This window comes from Sphingobacterium sp. HMA12 (genome assembly GCF_002933815.1).
GTDB lineage: Bacteria > Bacteroidota > Bacteroidia > Sphingobacteriales > Sphingobacteriaceae > Sphingobacterium.
The window spans coordinates 496,866-512,294 of the sequence record NZ_BEYR01000003.1 but is presented as its reverse complement, the minus strand read 5'-3'; the positions used below and the strand labels follow the sequence as shown (position 1 = coordinate 512,294).

The 15,429-nt window shown below is 36.5% G+C and carries 13 protein-coding genes; 5 read left to right on the top strand and 8 right to left on the bottom strand.

Going from position 1 to position 15,429, the window contains the following annotated elements; all coding sequences use genetic code 11:
- Positions 1-557 precede the first annotated feature (557 nt).
- Positions 558-1,718 (top strand): hypothetical protein, encoded by a 1,161-nt coding sequence (locus HMAT_RS18960; RefSeq protein WP_158655998.1) that lies wholly within the window; start codon positions 558-560, stop codon positions 1,716-1,718.
- A gap of 591 nt (positions 1,719-2,309) precedes the next feature.
- Here HMAT_RS18960 and HMAT_RS18950 read toward each other — a convergent pair.
- The 7 genes from HMAT_RS18950 to HMAT_RS18920 form a co-directional block, all read right to left on the bottom strand.
- The gene (locus tag HMAT_RS18950; RefSeq protein WP_104384408.1) at positions 2,310-3,062 is read right to left on the bottom strand and encodes a carboxypeptidase-like regulatory domain-containing protein; all 753 of its coding nucleotides are present in this window, start codon (positions 3,060-3,062) and stop codon (positions 2,310-2,312) included.
- Positions 3,063-3,261: 199 nt separating this feature from the next.
- Positions 3,262-3,708, bottom strand: a complete 447-nt coding sequence (locus HMAT_RS18945; RefSeq protein WP_104384407.1) for a nuclear transport factor 2 family protein — start codon at positions 3,706-3,708, stop codon at positions 3,262-3,264.
- A gap of 446 nt (positions 3,709-4,154) precedes the next feature.
- Entirely contained in the window at positions 4,155-5,222 is a 1,068-nt protein-coding gene (locus tag HMAT_RS18940; RefSeq protein WP_104384406.1) for a YhcG family protein, read from the bottom strand.
- A gap of 204 nt (positions 5,223-5,426) precedes the next feature.
- Positions 5,427-5,741, bottom strand: coding sequence for a PDDEXK nuclease domain-containing protein (locus HMAT_RS27800; RefSeq protein WP_199768716.1), 315 nt, complete (start codon positions 5,739-5,741; stop codon positions 5,427-5,429).
- 200 nt (positions 5,742-5,941) lie between these two features.
- Complete coding sequence (locus HMAT_RS18930) at positions 5,942-6,268, bottom strand: hypothetical protein (RefSeq protein WP_104384405.1); 327 nt, start codon at positions 6,266-6,268, stop codon at positions 5,942-5,944.
- 156 nt (positions 6,269-6,424) lie between these two features.
- Entirely contained in the window at positions 6,425-7,120 is a 696-nt protein-coding gene (locus HMAT_RS18925) for a HEAT repeat domain-containing protein (protein WP_158655997.1), read from the bottom strand.
- Between the two features lie 729 nt (positions 7,121-7,849).
- Positions 7,850-8,236: a nuclear transport factor 2 family protein gene (locus tag HMAT_RS18920; protein WP_104384403.1), complete on the bottom strand. Its 387-nt coding sequence runs from the start codon at positions 8,234-8,236 to the stop codon at positions 7,850-7,852.
- A gap of 367 nt (positions 8,237-8,603) precedes the next feature.
- Here HMAT_RS18920 and HMAT_RS18915 point away from each other — a divergent pair, with 367 nt between their 5' ends.
- Positions 8,604-10,664, top strand: a complete 2,061-nt coding sequence (locus HMAT_RS18915; protein ID WP_104384402.1) for a M48 family metallopeptidase — start codon at positions 8,604-8,606, stop codon at positions 10,662-10,664.
- Between the two features lie 60 nt (positions 10,665-10,724).
- Here HMAT_RS18915 and HMAT_RS18910 read toward each other — a convergent pair whose 3' ends face one another.
- The gene (locus HMAT_RS18910) at positions 10,725-11,111 is read right to left on the bottom strand and encodes a nuclear transport factor 2 family protein (RefSeq protein WP_104384401.1); all 387 of its coding nucleotides are present in this window, start codon (positions 11,109-11,111) and stop codon (positions 10,725-10,727) included.
- 709 nt (positions 11,112-11,820) lie between these two features.
- On the opposite strand from HMAT_RS18910, the gene HMAT_RS18905 reads away from it, so the two are divergent.
- The 3 genes from HMAT_RS18905 (at position 11,821) to HMAT_RS18895 (ending at position 15,370) form a co-directional block, all read left to right on the top strand.
- Positions 11,821-13,212 carry a LuxR C-terminal-related transcriptional regulator gene (locus HMAT_RS18905; protein WP_158655996.1) on the top strand — a complete coding sequence of 464 codons (1,392 nt, stop codon included), beginning with the start codon at positions 11,821-11,823 and terminating at the stop codon, positions 13,210-13,212.
- A 278-nt stretch (positions 13,213-13,490) separates the two neighbouring features.
- On the top strand, positions 13,491-14,117 hold the full coding sequence (locus HMAT_RS18900) for an RNA polymerase sigma-70 factor (protein ID WP_104384399.1): 627 nt from the start codon (positions 13,491-13,493) through the stop codon (positions 14,115-14,117).
- 80 nt (positions 14,118-14,197) lie between these two features.
- The gene (locus HMAT_RS18895) at positions 14,198-15,370 is read left to right on the top strand and encodes a FecR family protein (protein ID WP_158655995.1); all 1,173 of its coding nucleotides are present in this window, start codon (positions 14,198-14,200) and stop codon (positions 15,368-15,370) included.
- Positions 15,371-15,429 lie beyond the last annotated feature (59 nt).

The window sequence follows — 15,429 nt, the reverse complement described above, 5'->3', positions numbered from 1 at the left end:
TCGTTTTATCCCTTAGGAGGGCGAGGAGTTTCCGTTTCTCCACCACGATCTCCATAAGGTGTCACAGTAGTTTGACCACTGTCTTTCGGTGTATCACAGTTGCCACCATTGCCAAATAACAGAGCTAAAATTAAGTACCACATTTTCCTAAAAATTTAAAAGTTCAAAAACCTGGTAGGTCCGCGTGCACCATGCACGGGATTGCTACAAATGTTTTCAGAAGGCCTTCTGAATTTTTTGGGAAGTAAGAGTGTCAATCGCGGGAGGCAGAAGCTGCTTCCCAAACCGGCTAATGTCTACCGCGATATCTTCTCATTGTGAAATCAGTTTAGTATCTTAGTTGTATATTTTAAAAGATCTATCATCTGACTTCGAGAACAAAGTTATAGCTGTTAAAACCCTTTTTATCATGGATTTCCGATGTTTCCCTGAAAATCCCACAGTATCCAAGGGCTTCCTTAGTTCGCCTAGATTTCCGATGATTTTCCGATAGTTTTGCGCATATGAAATGATACGGTTTCCCGTATTTTCCGAAACGCTGTTAATTTACTTTTGTGATGATGTTTGAAATTGACCTATATAACGAAGAAGTATTAAAAGCTTTTTATGAGAAGAAAAACCAAGAAAAGCTTGTTCACTTGCAACGGGCATCGCGGGGCGAGCTCATGAGAGCGTTCTTAATACGATTAGAAAATGGGGAATTCGATAGAGACCTATCCGATTTAGCCAAGATATTTGACTTTGATGGAACCGTCGACAACCTAAAAAAAGTAATTAAAAAAGCGGGGGCGGATAAATTTCGTCCATTACAGGATTTTATCCAAGAACGGACCAATAAACCAATGGACAATGTTATCTGGTTGCTTGCGCTGTTTATTGATTTTGAACCGAGACCATATGACCGATGGAGAGAACTTCGCCAACTTGCCAATGAAGAAAATGAGGAAAGTAAAGTCATATCGATAAAAGGAAATAATGATCATAAACATTCTGTGGGGGAATCCAGTATCACAGATATTGAAGAGTCTTCGGAGGGAACAATTAACAAAATAAGCGATAACCGTTCCCAAAAACAGCATCTCAATAACATGAATAATGATATATCAGAGGAAAGTGGATCTCAATCCAGCAAAAATGATATTATAGAAACTTATGAATCCAGTAAGGAAAGGCCCGATATTTTAAAAGATGAGCCTTCTAAAATGGTTGATCTTGAGTTCTCAAATTCTGCCGGAACACATAAATTACCAGATGTTGACAAGGTATCCGATCAACACGAAAATCCAATTAAAAAGCTTAGTTCTAGTTTTTTGAGAGTAAGTAAACGGAAGCTTTTATTAGGAGGGTCTAGTATAGTTACTTGTATTATACTAGCATTTCTTTTCCCACCTTCAGACAAAGATTGCATGTGCTGGAATGGGATAAGATATATCCAGGTAGACTGTCAAGATAAAACACAACGTTATGACGTGATTGGATTAAACAAAGAAAAGTTAGAGAACTTTAAAAGAATCACAAAAATAGACACCCTCAAAGAAGAAGATATAGGCAATATTTGGTATTCAAAAATCGACAATGAATATGAGTATTTTACTGGTCCCGGACGTCATCCTGTTCAACGAGATAGATCTTTAAAAGCACTTACAAAACGTATTTGGAATAATCAGATAAATGTAAATGCAGAAAATAAACAATATGGGATTATGCAAAAACAGTAATCGTTTTTGCTTAACATCAAAATATTTGGACATAAAAAAAGCCACATCTCACGACGTGGCCTTAAATAAACATATGATTCACTAGTTGTCAGCTCCCGGTATGACCGAGCCGACAACTAATTATTGAAGTCACAAGGTCTGTCTTGGTAAAGTCTTCAAATTTTAGAGTTACTCCATCTATGCTCATGATGGTTGTTCTTATTTGTTGACTCAAAACTACAACACAATATGCCCTAGCCTATGGGCTTTAGACCAACGATCGGGAAAACTCGGTGAATGGTGGGAATAGGGAGGTTAATGGACAACTCAAAGTTCTCTTTTTTAAAACTTTGCAATACAGTATTTATTTGCTTAAATTGGTGTAAGAAAGATGTATAGGAAAGTTACCAATTCAAAAATCATGGAATCAATCTTTAGAAAACTAATGTACTGCTTGATGCTTTTGGAGGCATTATGGATATTTTTTCGCTGTATAAATGTAGGAACTGATTCTTTTACTCGTGGCCTTTCAATTATGCTCATATCCCAAATAGCAATAGTAGTCATGACATTATCAAAACAAAAAAAGAGCAGTTCAGACGATAAAGCTACTTAAGGCTTGATATATTCTTGATAACTCCTTTTGATGTACAGGATAATATCATAGTCGGACATGTATTTTGCTGTGTCAATATTCGGACGGTACAACTGCATAAAAGTTTGTAGAGAGTCCCCTTTAAGGCCCGTCAAATTTTGAACCATACGCTTTGAAAAGTTATTATCAAGATACCGCTCTCCTTCTTCATTTATCAATTTCTGTTGGAGGTTGGATTGGGGGTTAGTTTTTTTCCCTAACAAAGAAATAACAGAAAGCACATCAACACTAATCAGCGAGGCGGTACTATTGCTTGCTTGATTAGGATGTCTCGGGACATTTGAAGAATAGTTTTTGGTGATGAAAATATCTTTAAATTTGGGTTTGCTATAATTGAAGGTCTTGGCAAATTCTTTCCGAAACTTTAAGGAATCAGCTTTATAATTTCTTAAAGGATTGATCTTTACTTCAGCCAACAAAATTGTTGCCTGCTCCATATATATGACCAAATGATCAAGATTGCTGTTACCAACTCTATACTTAACCTCACGATATCCGATTGAAGAAAAGGTGATTGTATCTCCAAGCTTAATGTCTGACAATATAAATCTGCCATAGCCATCGGAATGGGTGCTGTGCGAAGCTACTTTGATCGAAACACCTATAAGAATATCACCCGAATGCTTATCTTTAATAGTACCTTTCAGATCTTGTGCAGAAGATAAGTTTGTGATAAAGAGCAATAGCAGGAGCAACTGTAGTCCACTCATTTTCAATTTGTTTTACAATAAAAATATTATATAACTGAACATTTAGCAATGTTATTAACTCTTTTTAACGCATGACGCTTTGATAATAACCTCCGTCTATACAAATAAAAAGGCCACATCTCCCGACGTGGCCTTAAATAAACATATGATTCACTAGTGGTCAACTTTTGTAATCGAGCTGACCACTAGTTATTAGAGACTATTTATAGGAGTTGACTGAACTGGATACTTTCCAGTGATTACCCTCACGTACCAAAGTCACCAAATCAGTCTTGGTGAAGTCTTCAAATTTTAGGGTCACTTTGGCGACCATATAATCTGCCGATTCCTCGAGGATATCGGTGCTTATCACACAGTTTAGCTTCGCTCCTTTTTGTTTTTTCAAGTATTTTACGACTTGATCGCGACTGTTTGTCTTTGCATTTGCCGATTGAACTTTTTGGCTGAAATCTTCGGCAAATAACTGCTCTACACCAGTTGACTGGCCTGCGGTAGTTACTGCAACATAATGCTCAAGAGCAAAGTCTGCTGTGGAAAGATTAACGGTTACTTTTTCAGTTTTTGAAACTGTTTTATCTGCCGCCATAGCGAAGGTTGATACTGCGATTAAGGCTGCTGCTGCGAATGTTTTTACTAGAGTTTTCATAATGTCTTTATTTTATATTGTTAGTTCTGTTGTTCTTATTTGTTGACTCAAAACTACGACACAATAAGCCCCTAGCCTATGGGCTTTAGACCAACGATCGGGAAAACTCGGTGAATGGTGGGAATAGGAAGGTGAAAAAATTTAGCCTGATCAATTTTCGTTAGCTTGTTAAAATCTCATCTCCCCAGCTATCGCAAATGCTTTTAAGATATACGCTCATAAGCGCGCCATAGCCCGATAACAGAATCTGCCGGTGCGATGATGGTAATTTACATGGTAGTTTATGGAGAGAATGATGTCGAGGTTATAGAACTTAACAAGTTTATCTGAATCACTAATGTGCAAAATTTGCATATTGCTCATCTTTACCTTTTAACATACCGGTTGATAACCTTAAGACACCAGTTTTTAAAAGAATATTCAAGGCTACCGAAATTGTGAAGTTTTTATGTTCGTTTTTTTTTGTTATTATCCCCTCGTGTTTCAATCAATTTGCGATTGCGCATCGCAATCATTTCTGCCAATTCCTCTTCGCTCGGCAATACCGTTTTGTACTTCGAAGCAAACAGCTGCTTATTCTCTTTTAAAACGGAATATTTTACGATAGTTTCATCCTTCTCGGCACAAAGGATAATGCCAATAGTCGGATTATCGTCTTCTCCACGCTTCAGTGCATCAAACATACGAACGTACATATCCATCTGGCCAATATCACTATGGCTGAGCTTGGTTGTCTTCAGATCAATTACCACAAAGCACTTGAGCAGATAGTTGTAGAAAACTAAATCCACATAAAAATGGGAAGTTTCCGTACTGATGCGCATCTGACGCTCGACAAAGGAAAATCCTTTTCCCAATTCAAGTAGAAACTTTTGCAAATTGTTGATCAATGCTTTTTCTAAAATAGACTCTTTTCCAGTCAAATCTTCAGGCACATCCAAAAATTCGGCGATATAAGGGTCTTTAATAAAATCGGCCGGATTATATTTCTCCAGATCAGAAAGTGCTTGAGCTTGTTGGGTAGAAAGTAAGCGACGATAGTAACCGCTCTTGATATTCCGTTCCAATACACGGGATGTCCAATTTTGCCCTGTGGCCTCCTTGATATAATAGTCCCGTTCACTGGGGTCGTCGATCCTCATAATCAAACGAATATTTGTCCAGCTAAGATTCGCTACGCGCTGCGTAACGGATTGTGAATTCTCTACGCGCTGCGTAGAGAATTGGTCAAATTCAGGGAACACTTGGTAGAACTGCCTCATGTTCCACAAATTGGCTTCTGAAAAACCTTTACCTAATGCATCTGACAAATACTTAGAAAGGCCTGATACTATGAAATCACCATAGCCTGCACGGCTATTGCCTTGCTGTTCTTGCTCCACAATACGCTTACCGATCTGCCAATAAGTTTGCACCATAATGGTATTGACAGCACGATAGGCCTGGCTCCGTGCCTCTGTAAGCAAGTCTCTGATTTCGCTATAGAAGTTATGTTCGTTATTCGAAAGTTTCATATTCAGGCCTGTTAAGTATAATCTTATAATGTCTATTTTTCATAAGTAAGCTCCGCTCTTTAGCTTAAACAGTAATTTCTGTCTTTTATATAATTATCTTCATTTCTAGGCTGCTTCTATTTGCTCATATAAGCTCTTTGGCTTATCATAATTTATCCACTGATGAAAATGCTCATGATTATAAAATTCAAAGCAATCTTTTAATCAAGAACGTAGTGCCTTAGGGCTATCATATGCTTGTAAATATACATTTTCATATTTAACTGTCCGCCATAATCGTTCAACAAAAAATGCCACTAAACACTGTAATCCTCTATGAAAAAAAAGTAGATCAATATAAAAATCAGAGTTTCCCACTTGTACTTTATATTCTTGGTCAATAAATAGAAAGTCTCGGCCTAACTCAAGAATAAAATCTTTCATCTGCTGAAGCAGCCCTTTTTGAAGCTCTCCTTCACTATAGGGTTCTGGAAAATTTAAAAAATCAGAAACGTAGCTATCTTTAAACGCTTTATTAATACCTGCTTAAATTCTCTCGGCAGTGACGAGAGTTTTACATGTCCAATCATTGCGCGTTCAAAGACGGAGCTATTAATCTGTCGTTCCAACTCTCGGATATTCAAATATTAATAGGTAATGACCAAATTGGCAACCAAATACTTTATTCACTACAATATCCAAAAATTTTTAACAAAAATCTGTCTTGACTCGTCAGATGCCTAAGCATCATTTAACCCATACATCAATAACCTACAAGCGATTTCTTCATCGGTTATTGCTGAATCTCCATTTGTCTTAAATTCCTCAATTGAATCCTGAAAAATATAAAAATCAAAGAGATTAGAATATGTTTTATCATTAAACACATATTCAATTTTTCCCTCCGTATCTTCTATTGCAAAAAATGCTAGTTCGCTATCTAAATTAACTGGTTCTAACATATAAATTTCAATCACCTCGGAATTAACGTCCAGAGATTGAAGTCGGCAAAAATTGTCATAACTACCACCATTTCTAAAATATCGTACTAAATCGACAAGTTTCATTATTTTAATTTTTAAAAAGTAGAAATCTATTCACTATATAAGCTTATGATTCATCAAAACAAGTTAATCAAAATACTTTTTCGCAAAACATCGGCTAAACACAAAGATCACTTTATTCTCAACCATTTGTCTTAAAAACATCTGCTTCAAATCAGCCTAATCATCAGTTATTCTGTTTATTTTCTTTAGAGCTTTTTGAGCTTCCTTGTTTACTACTTCACACTTATCTATCAATAATTGTTCAAATATATCTTTAATCTTCGGAGACTTCATATTTGCCAATGCTTTAACAAACATCTGCCTTGACTCGCCATTATCTCTTTCCTGGACAACAGCTATCACATCTTCAATATAATCCGCAGTAATAATGACAGCCATGGTATTGCCCAAAAGCCACCGATAATTAAAGTCGTGTTTTGGAGTTTTGTGATATTCTTCAAGAATGGCACTGCAAGCTATCCCTCTCGCTTCTTTCACTGCTAATGCTCTTATTATTCCTTCTTTGTTTTTTAAATGATATTGCATTGGTAAATGCGCCAACAAAACAGGGATAGCTGATTTATAACTTGATTTGGTATTTACTAAATTCCACACAGATTTTACATCGACCCCGACTTGCCTCAAATCTTCAACTAATGGCTTCTCATCTTCAGCATAAGCTTCTTCAAGCGCTATTCGAACCCTTTCTTTTTCCCTAAGCCATTTTTGATAATCTTCATTTTGAAGCAATTGATGCTGCAATTCAGCGGCAGTAATTTTTGTTCTTCCAATTTCAGTCTGATCTGATTTTTTAGGACCTTTTAACAATTCTGTCCATCTCTTTTCTAACGCTGTAATCTTCTCTGTATTCATGTCATGAGTTAATCTGTAAGTAAAATCCATTCTTAGGAGTCCGCTTTAAACCTACTCCTGCCACTGCTTCTGCTTAGGAATAGCAGGATATATAGACGTAAGCATTCTTTTTATCACCAACATAGCTTTTCGAATACCTCCCATCGATACTATGAAACCTACTTTTGACTTTGGGGTTTTCAACCTGATAGACTATTCCGTTTTCATGCAAAAAAAAGATATCAAAAAATCGCTATCTAACTTTGTATAGTAATATCCGTTGAGTTGGAGTTTACCGCTAGTATTCTCCTCTAACTGCAATATGGAAGCTAATCAACGAACAGAACATGAAACCCCTAAAAAAAAGAATATACCGCCAAGACTAATTATTCTTATCATACTATAAACGGATTAAGCATAGCAACACAAGCTAATTCAAGTTATCAAAAATAATTTACTCCAATAAAACTATTTCACATCGGCTACTGTTCTTCCTATACAAAGCGGCTATTAGCTACCTTTCGACAGAAAGGACCAACATAAAAATTGGCGTCGTACAGTGAAAATCCGATAGTCTTTAAAAACATTGGATGAGGAAACAAAAAAGAGGAAACGATAGGAAACATAAAAATTACTGTACAAGTAAACGCTAAGAGAAAGGGTCTGATGAGAATCAGGCCCTTTTGACGTAAAAAAGCCACATCTCTCGAGGTGGCTTTACAATATTTATATATTTATTTGAGATTGCTCCTATTTGTATGAATTGATTGATGTGGACACTTTCCAGTCGTTACCTTCACGAACCAACGTCACTAGGTCTGTTTTGGTAAAATCTTCAAATTTCAAAGTTACTTTGGCAACCATGTAGTCCGCCGACTCTTCAAGTATGTCGGTGCTTACCACACAGTTTAGTTTCTCTCTTTTTTGTTTTTTCAAAGATTTGATCAACGCGCTACGGCTATGGCTTTGTGCATTGGAAGCTTGAACTTTTTGGCTGAAAACTTCAGCAAATAATTGTTCTACTCCTGCTGATTCTCCTTCGGTAGTTACCGCAACATAATGCTCAAGAGCAAAGTCTGCCGTTGAAAGGTTAACATTTGCTTTTGCTGATTTTGAACCTGGGCTTTCAGCTGCCATAGCGAAAGTAGATACTGCGATTAAGGCTGCTGCTGCGAATGTTTTTACTAGAGTTTTTTATCGAAATTATTTGTTTTTTATTTGATGATAAAGCTATCATGAGTGCCTTTTGAATACAATCATGATGGTTCATAATGTCTTTATCCTATTGTGTTAGTTCTGTTGTTCTTATTTGTTGAATCAAAACTACAACACAATACGCCCCTAGCCTATGGGCTTTAGATTAACGGACTGGAAAACTCGATGAATGGTGGAAATAGGGAGGTGAACTGATTATAAACTAGATCTACGGCTATATCAAATAAATGGATATTATTTTTTAGTTTTATATCAGTCAATTAACAAATTTATCACTGTTAACAGCTTTATGAAAGTACTAGTATCAGCAAGTTTTAAAAAACATGCACGTAAAACGATCTTATCTATTTTCGTTTTTGCATTTACCTATATTTTCCTGCTTCTATTTGCAATAGGAATTACGATTGGTTTTACCCTGTTAGGTGTATTAATTTTTACTTCCAAACCGATGTTCCTAACAGCAGTTGCCTGTCTAGGGCTGTTTGCCTCCGGTCTCACGGTTTTATTTTTTCTTGTAAAATTTATATTTGCTTCGACAAAAGTAGATACGAGCCATCTGACCAAAATTACTGAACAGGATGAACCGAAACTATTTTCCTTAATCCATCAGATTGTCGACGAAGTTGGCACCAGTTTCCCAAAGAAGGTATTCCTATCTCATGATGTTAACGCCTCGGTATTTTATGATTCGAGTTTTTGGAGCATGTTCCTTCCCATAAGAAAGAATCTACAGATCGGTGTGGGCTTAATAAATGCTGTAACTGAACAGGAATTAAAAGCCATTCTTGCACATGAATTCGGACATTTTTCACAGAAAAGTATGAAAGTTGGTAGTTATGTCTATCATGTCAATCAAATCATCTACAATATGCTATATAAAAATGAGTCGCTGGATCGCACATTTGAAACATGGGGAAATGTGAGTGGCTATTCTGCTATTTTTATCGGTATATCGGTTTTTATTATCCAGCAGATTCAAAACATCTTGAAATACCTCTACAAATATGTTAATCTAAATTATTTGGCATTATCCCGGGAAATGGAATTTCATGCAGATGAAATTGCAGCACATGTAGCTGGTTCCAAAGCCTTAGCAGACTCTTTATTGCGATTGGGTTTTGCAAATCATGCGTTAAATTATGTTTTTAATTTTTATGATGGAAAGATCGCTGATAATATTCGCAGTAATAATATTTATCGCGAACAACATTGTGTGATGCAACTTCTTGCAGAGAGATGTAGGTATCGGGTTCAAGAAGGCTTCCCTCAGATCGAACTGGCGACATTAAAAAGATATGATAAATCGAAATTGAATCTCGAAAATCAATGGGCCTCACATCCAACGGATGAAGAACGAGTGAAAGCCCTGTGGAAACTTGATATCATAAAGACTGATGTTTCGAATAAACCTGCTATTGCCTTGCTTGCAAATGGTGCTGCAATAGCAGATCAAATTTCTAACAAGCTATTTTCGAATATCCAATATCAGCAGGCCCCAGCAGTTTTTGAACTCCAGACATTCAAAGATAATTTTGAAAGTCAAATCAACAGATATACTATCAATCCAAAATTTAACGATTTCTACGATTACAACAACCCTATACTACAAGGGGATCAATTAGCGGCAAAAGAGCATATTGGACTAACATTTGACGAATTGTTTGCAGATGACAGAATTGACCTCTTCTATGAGCTCAACAGTCTGAAAAATGACAAATATGTTGTGGAAGCAATACACAAGGGGGAAATTAAACTAAAAACCTTCGATTATGATGGTAAAAAATACCGGGATATCGATGCCGATGAGCTATTGTTAAAAATTGATAAAGACATCCAAGATATAACGCGCCAAGTAGACGGCTATAATCATCAAATACATCATTATTTTTTACAGCTATCCATTGCACAGAACCGTAAAGAAGAATTTGATCAGAAATATTATGATTTTGCTGCTTTCCATAAAACATTTGATGAGTCGCAGGCGATTTATGACGACATGAATGAAAATACTGCGTTTCTCTCTCAGACCTTGCCATTTGGGGAAATCGAAGCAAGAGTGAGTGACCTCAAAAGACGAGAAAAGGTTTTCAAAAATAAATTAGCCAAGCTTCTATCACTGCAGGACAACATACACCCCCCAATGGATGCAACTTTGTTGGCTACACTAAATAAATATATTGCTACGGACTTGTTATACTTTAATGTAGACCAGTACAATGAGGAAAATCTTCAAATTCTGCTGCAGGCTATTGCAGCATATAAAAGCTTATTGGATGATATCTATTTTTCAAAGAAAAAAACATATTTGGATTTTATACTTCTGCTTGAAAAAGATAAAAACCAACAGTAAAAATTAAAGCCACATCTTCCGATATGGCTCTACAACATATATATTTATTTGAGATGGCTCTTATTTATACGAATTGATTGATTTGGACACTTTCCAGTCGTTACCCTCGCGAACCAAAGTCACCAAATCAGTCTTGGTGAAGTCTTCAAATTTTAGTGTCACTTTGGCGACCACATAATCTGCCGATTCCTCGAGGATATCGGTGCTTATCACACAGTTTAGCTTCGCTCCTTTTTGTTTTTTCAAGTATTTTACGACTTGATCGCGTCTGTTGGTCTTTGCATTTGCCGATTGAACCTTTTGGCTGAAATCTTCGGCAAATAAATGCTCTACTCCTGCAGGTTCCCCCGCGGTCGTAACCGCAATATAGTGGTCAAGGGCAAAGTCTGCTGTAGAAAGGTTAACGGTTACTTTTTTAGTTTTTGATGCTGGTTTGTTAGCTGCCATTGCAAATGTGGATACTGCGGTTAGGGCTGCTGCTGCGAATGTTTTTACTAGCGTTTTTTATCGAAATTATTTGTTTTTTTATTTGATGATAAAGCTATCATGAGTGTCTTTTGAATACACTCATGATGGTTCATAATGTCTTTATTTTATTGTGTTAGTTATATTGTTCTTATTTGTTGACTCAAAACTACGACACAATACGCCCCTGACCTATGGGCTTTAGACTAATGGACAGGAAAACTCGGTGAATGGCGGGAATGGAGGGATGAAGCGAATTACTCTTTAGGGTTATGTTGCCGCTATTCATTCTCAAGACAATTCAAGTTTGAACCTCAATGATTAAACTTTTTTTGATAAAAAATTACGCACCTGTATTTAAACAATTATAGTAGTGTCCTATTATGTTTTATAATTATATTTTGAAATATCATAACTTTACTACCAAAGTAACGTATAGCCGACAAACCATAAAACTTATCTCCTTAATTTTTTAAGAGATAACAAAAAAATATAAAAATCAGATTATAGATCAATCAACCAGATATAGTTTTGTGGCGTTCAAATAGAAATCATAAGCTCACAGATGTAGATTAGAAATATGTTAAACACTATTATTAAGAGCCACTGGACAATTCTAGTATTGCTACTCAGTACAAGTACTTTTTCGTGTATCCGCAGCGATGGGGACAATTCTAAGATTGACGACCTGTTGACAAAAGCTGACGGGGCTATCGATGACGATCCCCTCACATCGTTGGAATATGCCAAACAGGCAAACATCATGGTAGAGGACAGTAAAGATTCAGAGCGCAAAGCAGAAGCTTACTTTTATATTGCGCGCTCCTTAAATATCCTGGAAGAATACGAAAAATCATATCCATATATCGACAAGGGGCTCGCAGAAAGTTCCGTAAACAAAAATAAAACACTAAAATCCAACCTCTTACAACTAAAATCACACCACTACAGCCGACTTCATCTCTATAAACAGCAGGCTAAGCAAGACCAAGAAATACTTGATTTAACCCTCCCGGGGCAATCGCCTGAATCTATGATGATTGCCGCACTTAGTCTTGCCTCTCTAGGCAATTCCTATACACTCATCGGTGACTATAAATCTGCCCATCGCTATGGCTCAATGGCTATTGAACAAGCACAGAAAGTGCCAGATAGCTCTTATAGACATTTGAAAAAAATATACAAGACTAAAGCCTATTTAAACTATTATAAGGCGATGATGTATATCGAGCAATTCAACCCAACATCCGCGCTCCCTTTTATAAAGATTGCCTTTGCTCAGGCACAAATAGACAATAAGCCACTAACTCTTTTCTTAGAAATCTATGGTGATTATTACACACAAACTGGAGACATCAAAAAAGCCATTGCTTTTTATCTGGATGCTGTTGCTGACAAGCGTAAAAGAACATGGGACAGGTCTACGTCTTCAGACCTATATCTTAAGATCTCAAAAAGCTACAGTAGAGTTCGACAAATAGAGGAAGAAGAAAAATATCTGAAATTATCCTCAGCAGCAAGACTGATTGATGAAAATAAAAATAGAGTCAGGGTACAAGCAGTGTTGGATAATATCGAAAAAAGTGAAAACGAAGCCACAGCCCGTGAGAACAGATCTAAATTAATATTTATCGTATCACTTTCTGTGATACTTTTGATACTTGCGTGGAAATACCACCAATTCAAGCGAAAAAAGACAAAACTTATTTCTGCGAAAGAGAACGAAATTGAAGAAAAAAAGCAAATGATAGAAACTTTAGAACTTAAGGTAAATGAATCCTTTTCGGAACTTATCCAACTAGCGAAGAAAAATTCCCCTGTTTTTTGGGCACGATTCCAAGAGGTTCATCCCCGATTTTTGAAACAAATGCTTAGTATCGATACCAATTTCAAATCGACTGAATTAATTCTATGCGCTTATATTTATCTCGGCTTTTCAACCAAGGAAATTGCGGACTATACTTTTAAGGCTACGAAGACAATTGAAAATAATCGCTATAATTTGAGAAAGAAACTTGGATTATCACCAGAGGAGGATTTAATCATTTGGATAAGAGGCCGGGTAGATGAGAGTGACAATTAAAAATGATGTCCATATAACCTATATATACAAGAATGTATATACCAATATAAAAGCACGCCCACAAAAAAAATATATACCTAAAAACCAATAATTTAATAACAATAGAGTACTTCTTGGGGGGAGCATTTTTCAGCTTTTATCTAGCAAATTATCCATGTTTGTGGTGGATCCGCAATACCATTACCGCATCTAGACAGAGGTAGTGATTGCATCAAAATCCAAACCTAATCTTTAATAAGTTTCAACCACGCTATTAACACTGGAGATAATCATTTGATATGGATTTAGGTCGAAAACATGACGAATGTATTCATATTTCTGAAAAGAAAGAAACGTTACCGCATGAAGACATTATACTGCTGGAAGAACTCTATCGCGGTTCAAAAATAGCTTTCGAAAAACTATATGGCCGGTTCTGGCATAGATTATATCTGGCGGCTTACAATGTACTTCGTGATAAAGAAGTCTGTGAGGATATTATTCAAGAAATCTTTTCTCAGCTCTGGATCAGACGTTCAAATTTGGCCATTAAGAATCTGGAATCTTATTTATTTACCGCAGTGCGGTTTCAAGTCTTCAAATGCATAAATAACAAAAAATGTCGAAACAACTTTGTCATAGAATTATCGAAATTGCCAGCCGAGTTTTTTGACACGCAACAAAGCTACAGAGAGATTGAAGAAGCACTTAAAATTAGTATTGAAAAACTACCCGAAAAATGTGGTAAGATCTTTTACTTAAGTCGACAAGAGCACCTGACCAATAAAGAAATAGCAGCTCGACTCAATATATCTACAAAAACAGTTGAAAACCAGATCACATTGGCCATTAAAAAAATGAGAAAATACCTCTCACCTTGGACTTTGCCGATTTTGCTATTGACAATACTGGATATCCTCAGATAATTTATTCCTGAACATACAATAAAAACATCAACTCTTAGGGGTTGGTGCTTTTTTTTTGAACATACACTAATAACATGGAGATGAAAAATAGACAGAGTATACAACATATCATCAAAAGATATATAAAGGGCAAAGCAAACAAACATGAGAAAAAGCAGCTATTCTCATTTTATAAATATATCGAATCGCAAGAGAAAGAGAAAGAGTGGGACGAAGTAAAACATGGAAGCAGAGAAATTCAAGAATATAACCTATGGAAAAAGATAGATGTAAAGGTTACTGATCATGATCAGCGTATGCTCGAAAGAACTTTCCGTCCGTTACGACGGATATTGAGTATCGCCGCTTCTATGGCTATTGCCGTTTTAGGAGCCATATACCTATTCGTATATCAGAGCGGAGAAAAAATTGAAGCAACCAATATATCAGTTGTTCAACCAGGGTCAGACAAAGCAATCTTACTCTTAGCCAACGGACTTACTGTCAATCTGGATAGTATGGATACTAGAAATATCTCTTTTGCTACTGGGGCTACGATCTTAATGAAAGAAAAGGGAGCCTTGGATTATACAAATACGAATCAAATCAACCACATTATGGAAATGAATACGATCATAGTGCCAAGAGGAGGGAAATTCAAAGTCACACTTTCCGACGGGACATCAGTATGGTTAAACTCTTCATCGTCAATAACCTACCCCGTCCGGTTCTTTGGAAACGAGAGAAGGGTAAAGTTGACCGGAGAAGCATATTTTGAGGTTGCGGAACAAACCAAAGAGGGCACGAAAACGGAAAGAGTTCCTTTTATCGTTGAGACAGCGAAACAACAGGTCGAGGTGTTGGGGACCATCTTTAATATTAATGCCTACACTGATGAACAGGATATAAAAACAACCCTAATAGAGGGCAGTGTAAAGATATCTGCAAAGTCTATTTATGATTCAAAAACACTAAAACCGGGACAACAAAGCATCTTAAACAATGGACGTATTACGATACAAGAAGCGGATATCGCTCAATCTATCGCTTGGAAGCGAGGTGATTTTACATTCGACGCTATGCCACTAGAACAAATCATGCGACAGATTTCACGCTGGTATGACGTTGAGATCATCTACAAAGGAAATATAGATCAAACAAGGCTTGGAGGATCAATCTCACGTTCAAAAGATATACAGGAAGTATTGGACGTACTAAAACTGACCGGTATTCATTTTAACCTAAAAGGAAGGAGGATTATGATCAAACCGTAGACGAAAAACAAGCTATGGATTCTCCTAAATAGTGACCGAATGCTACCTATATCTTTAGA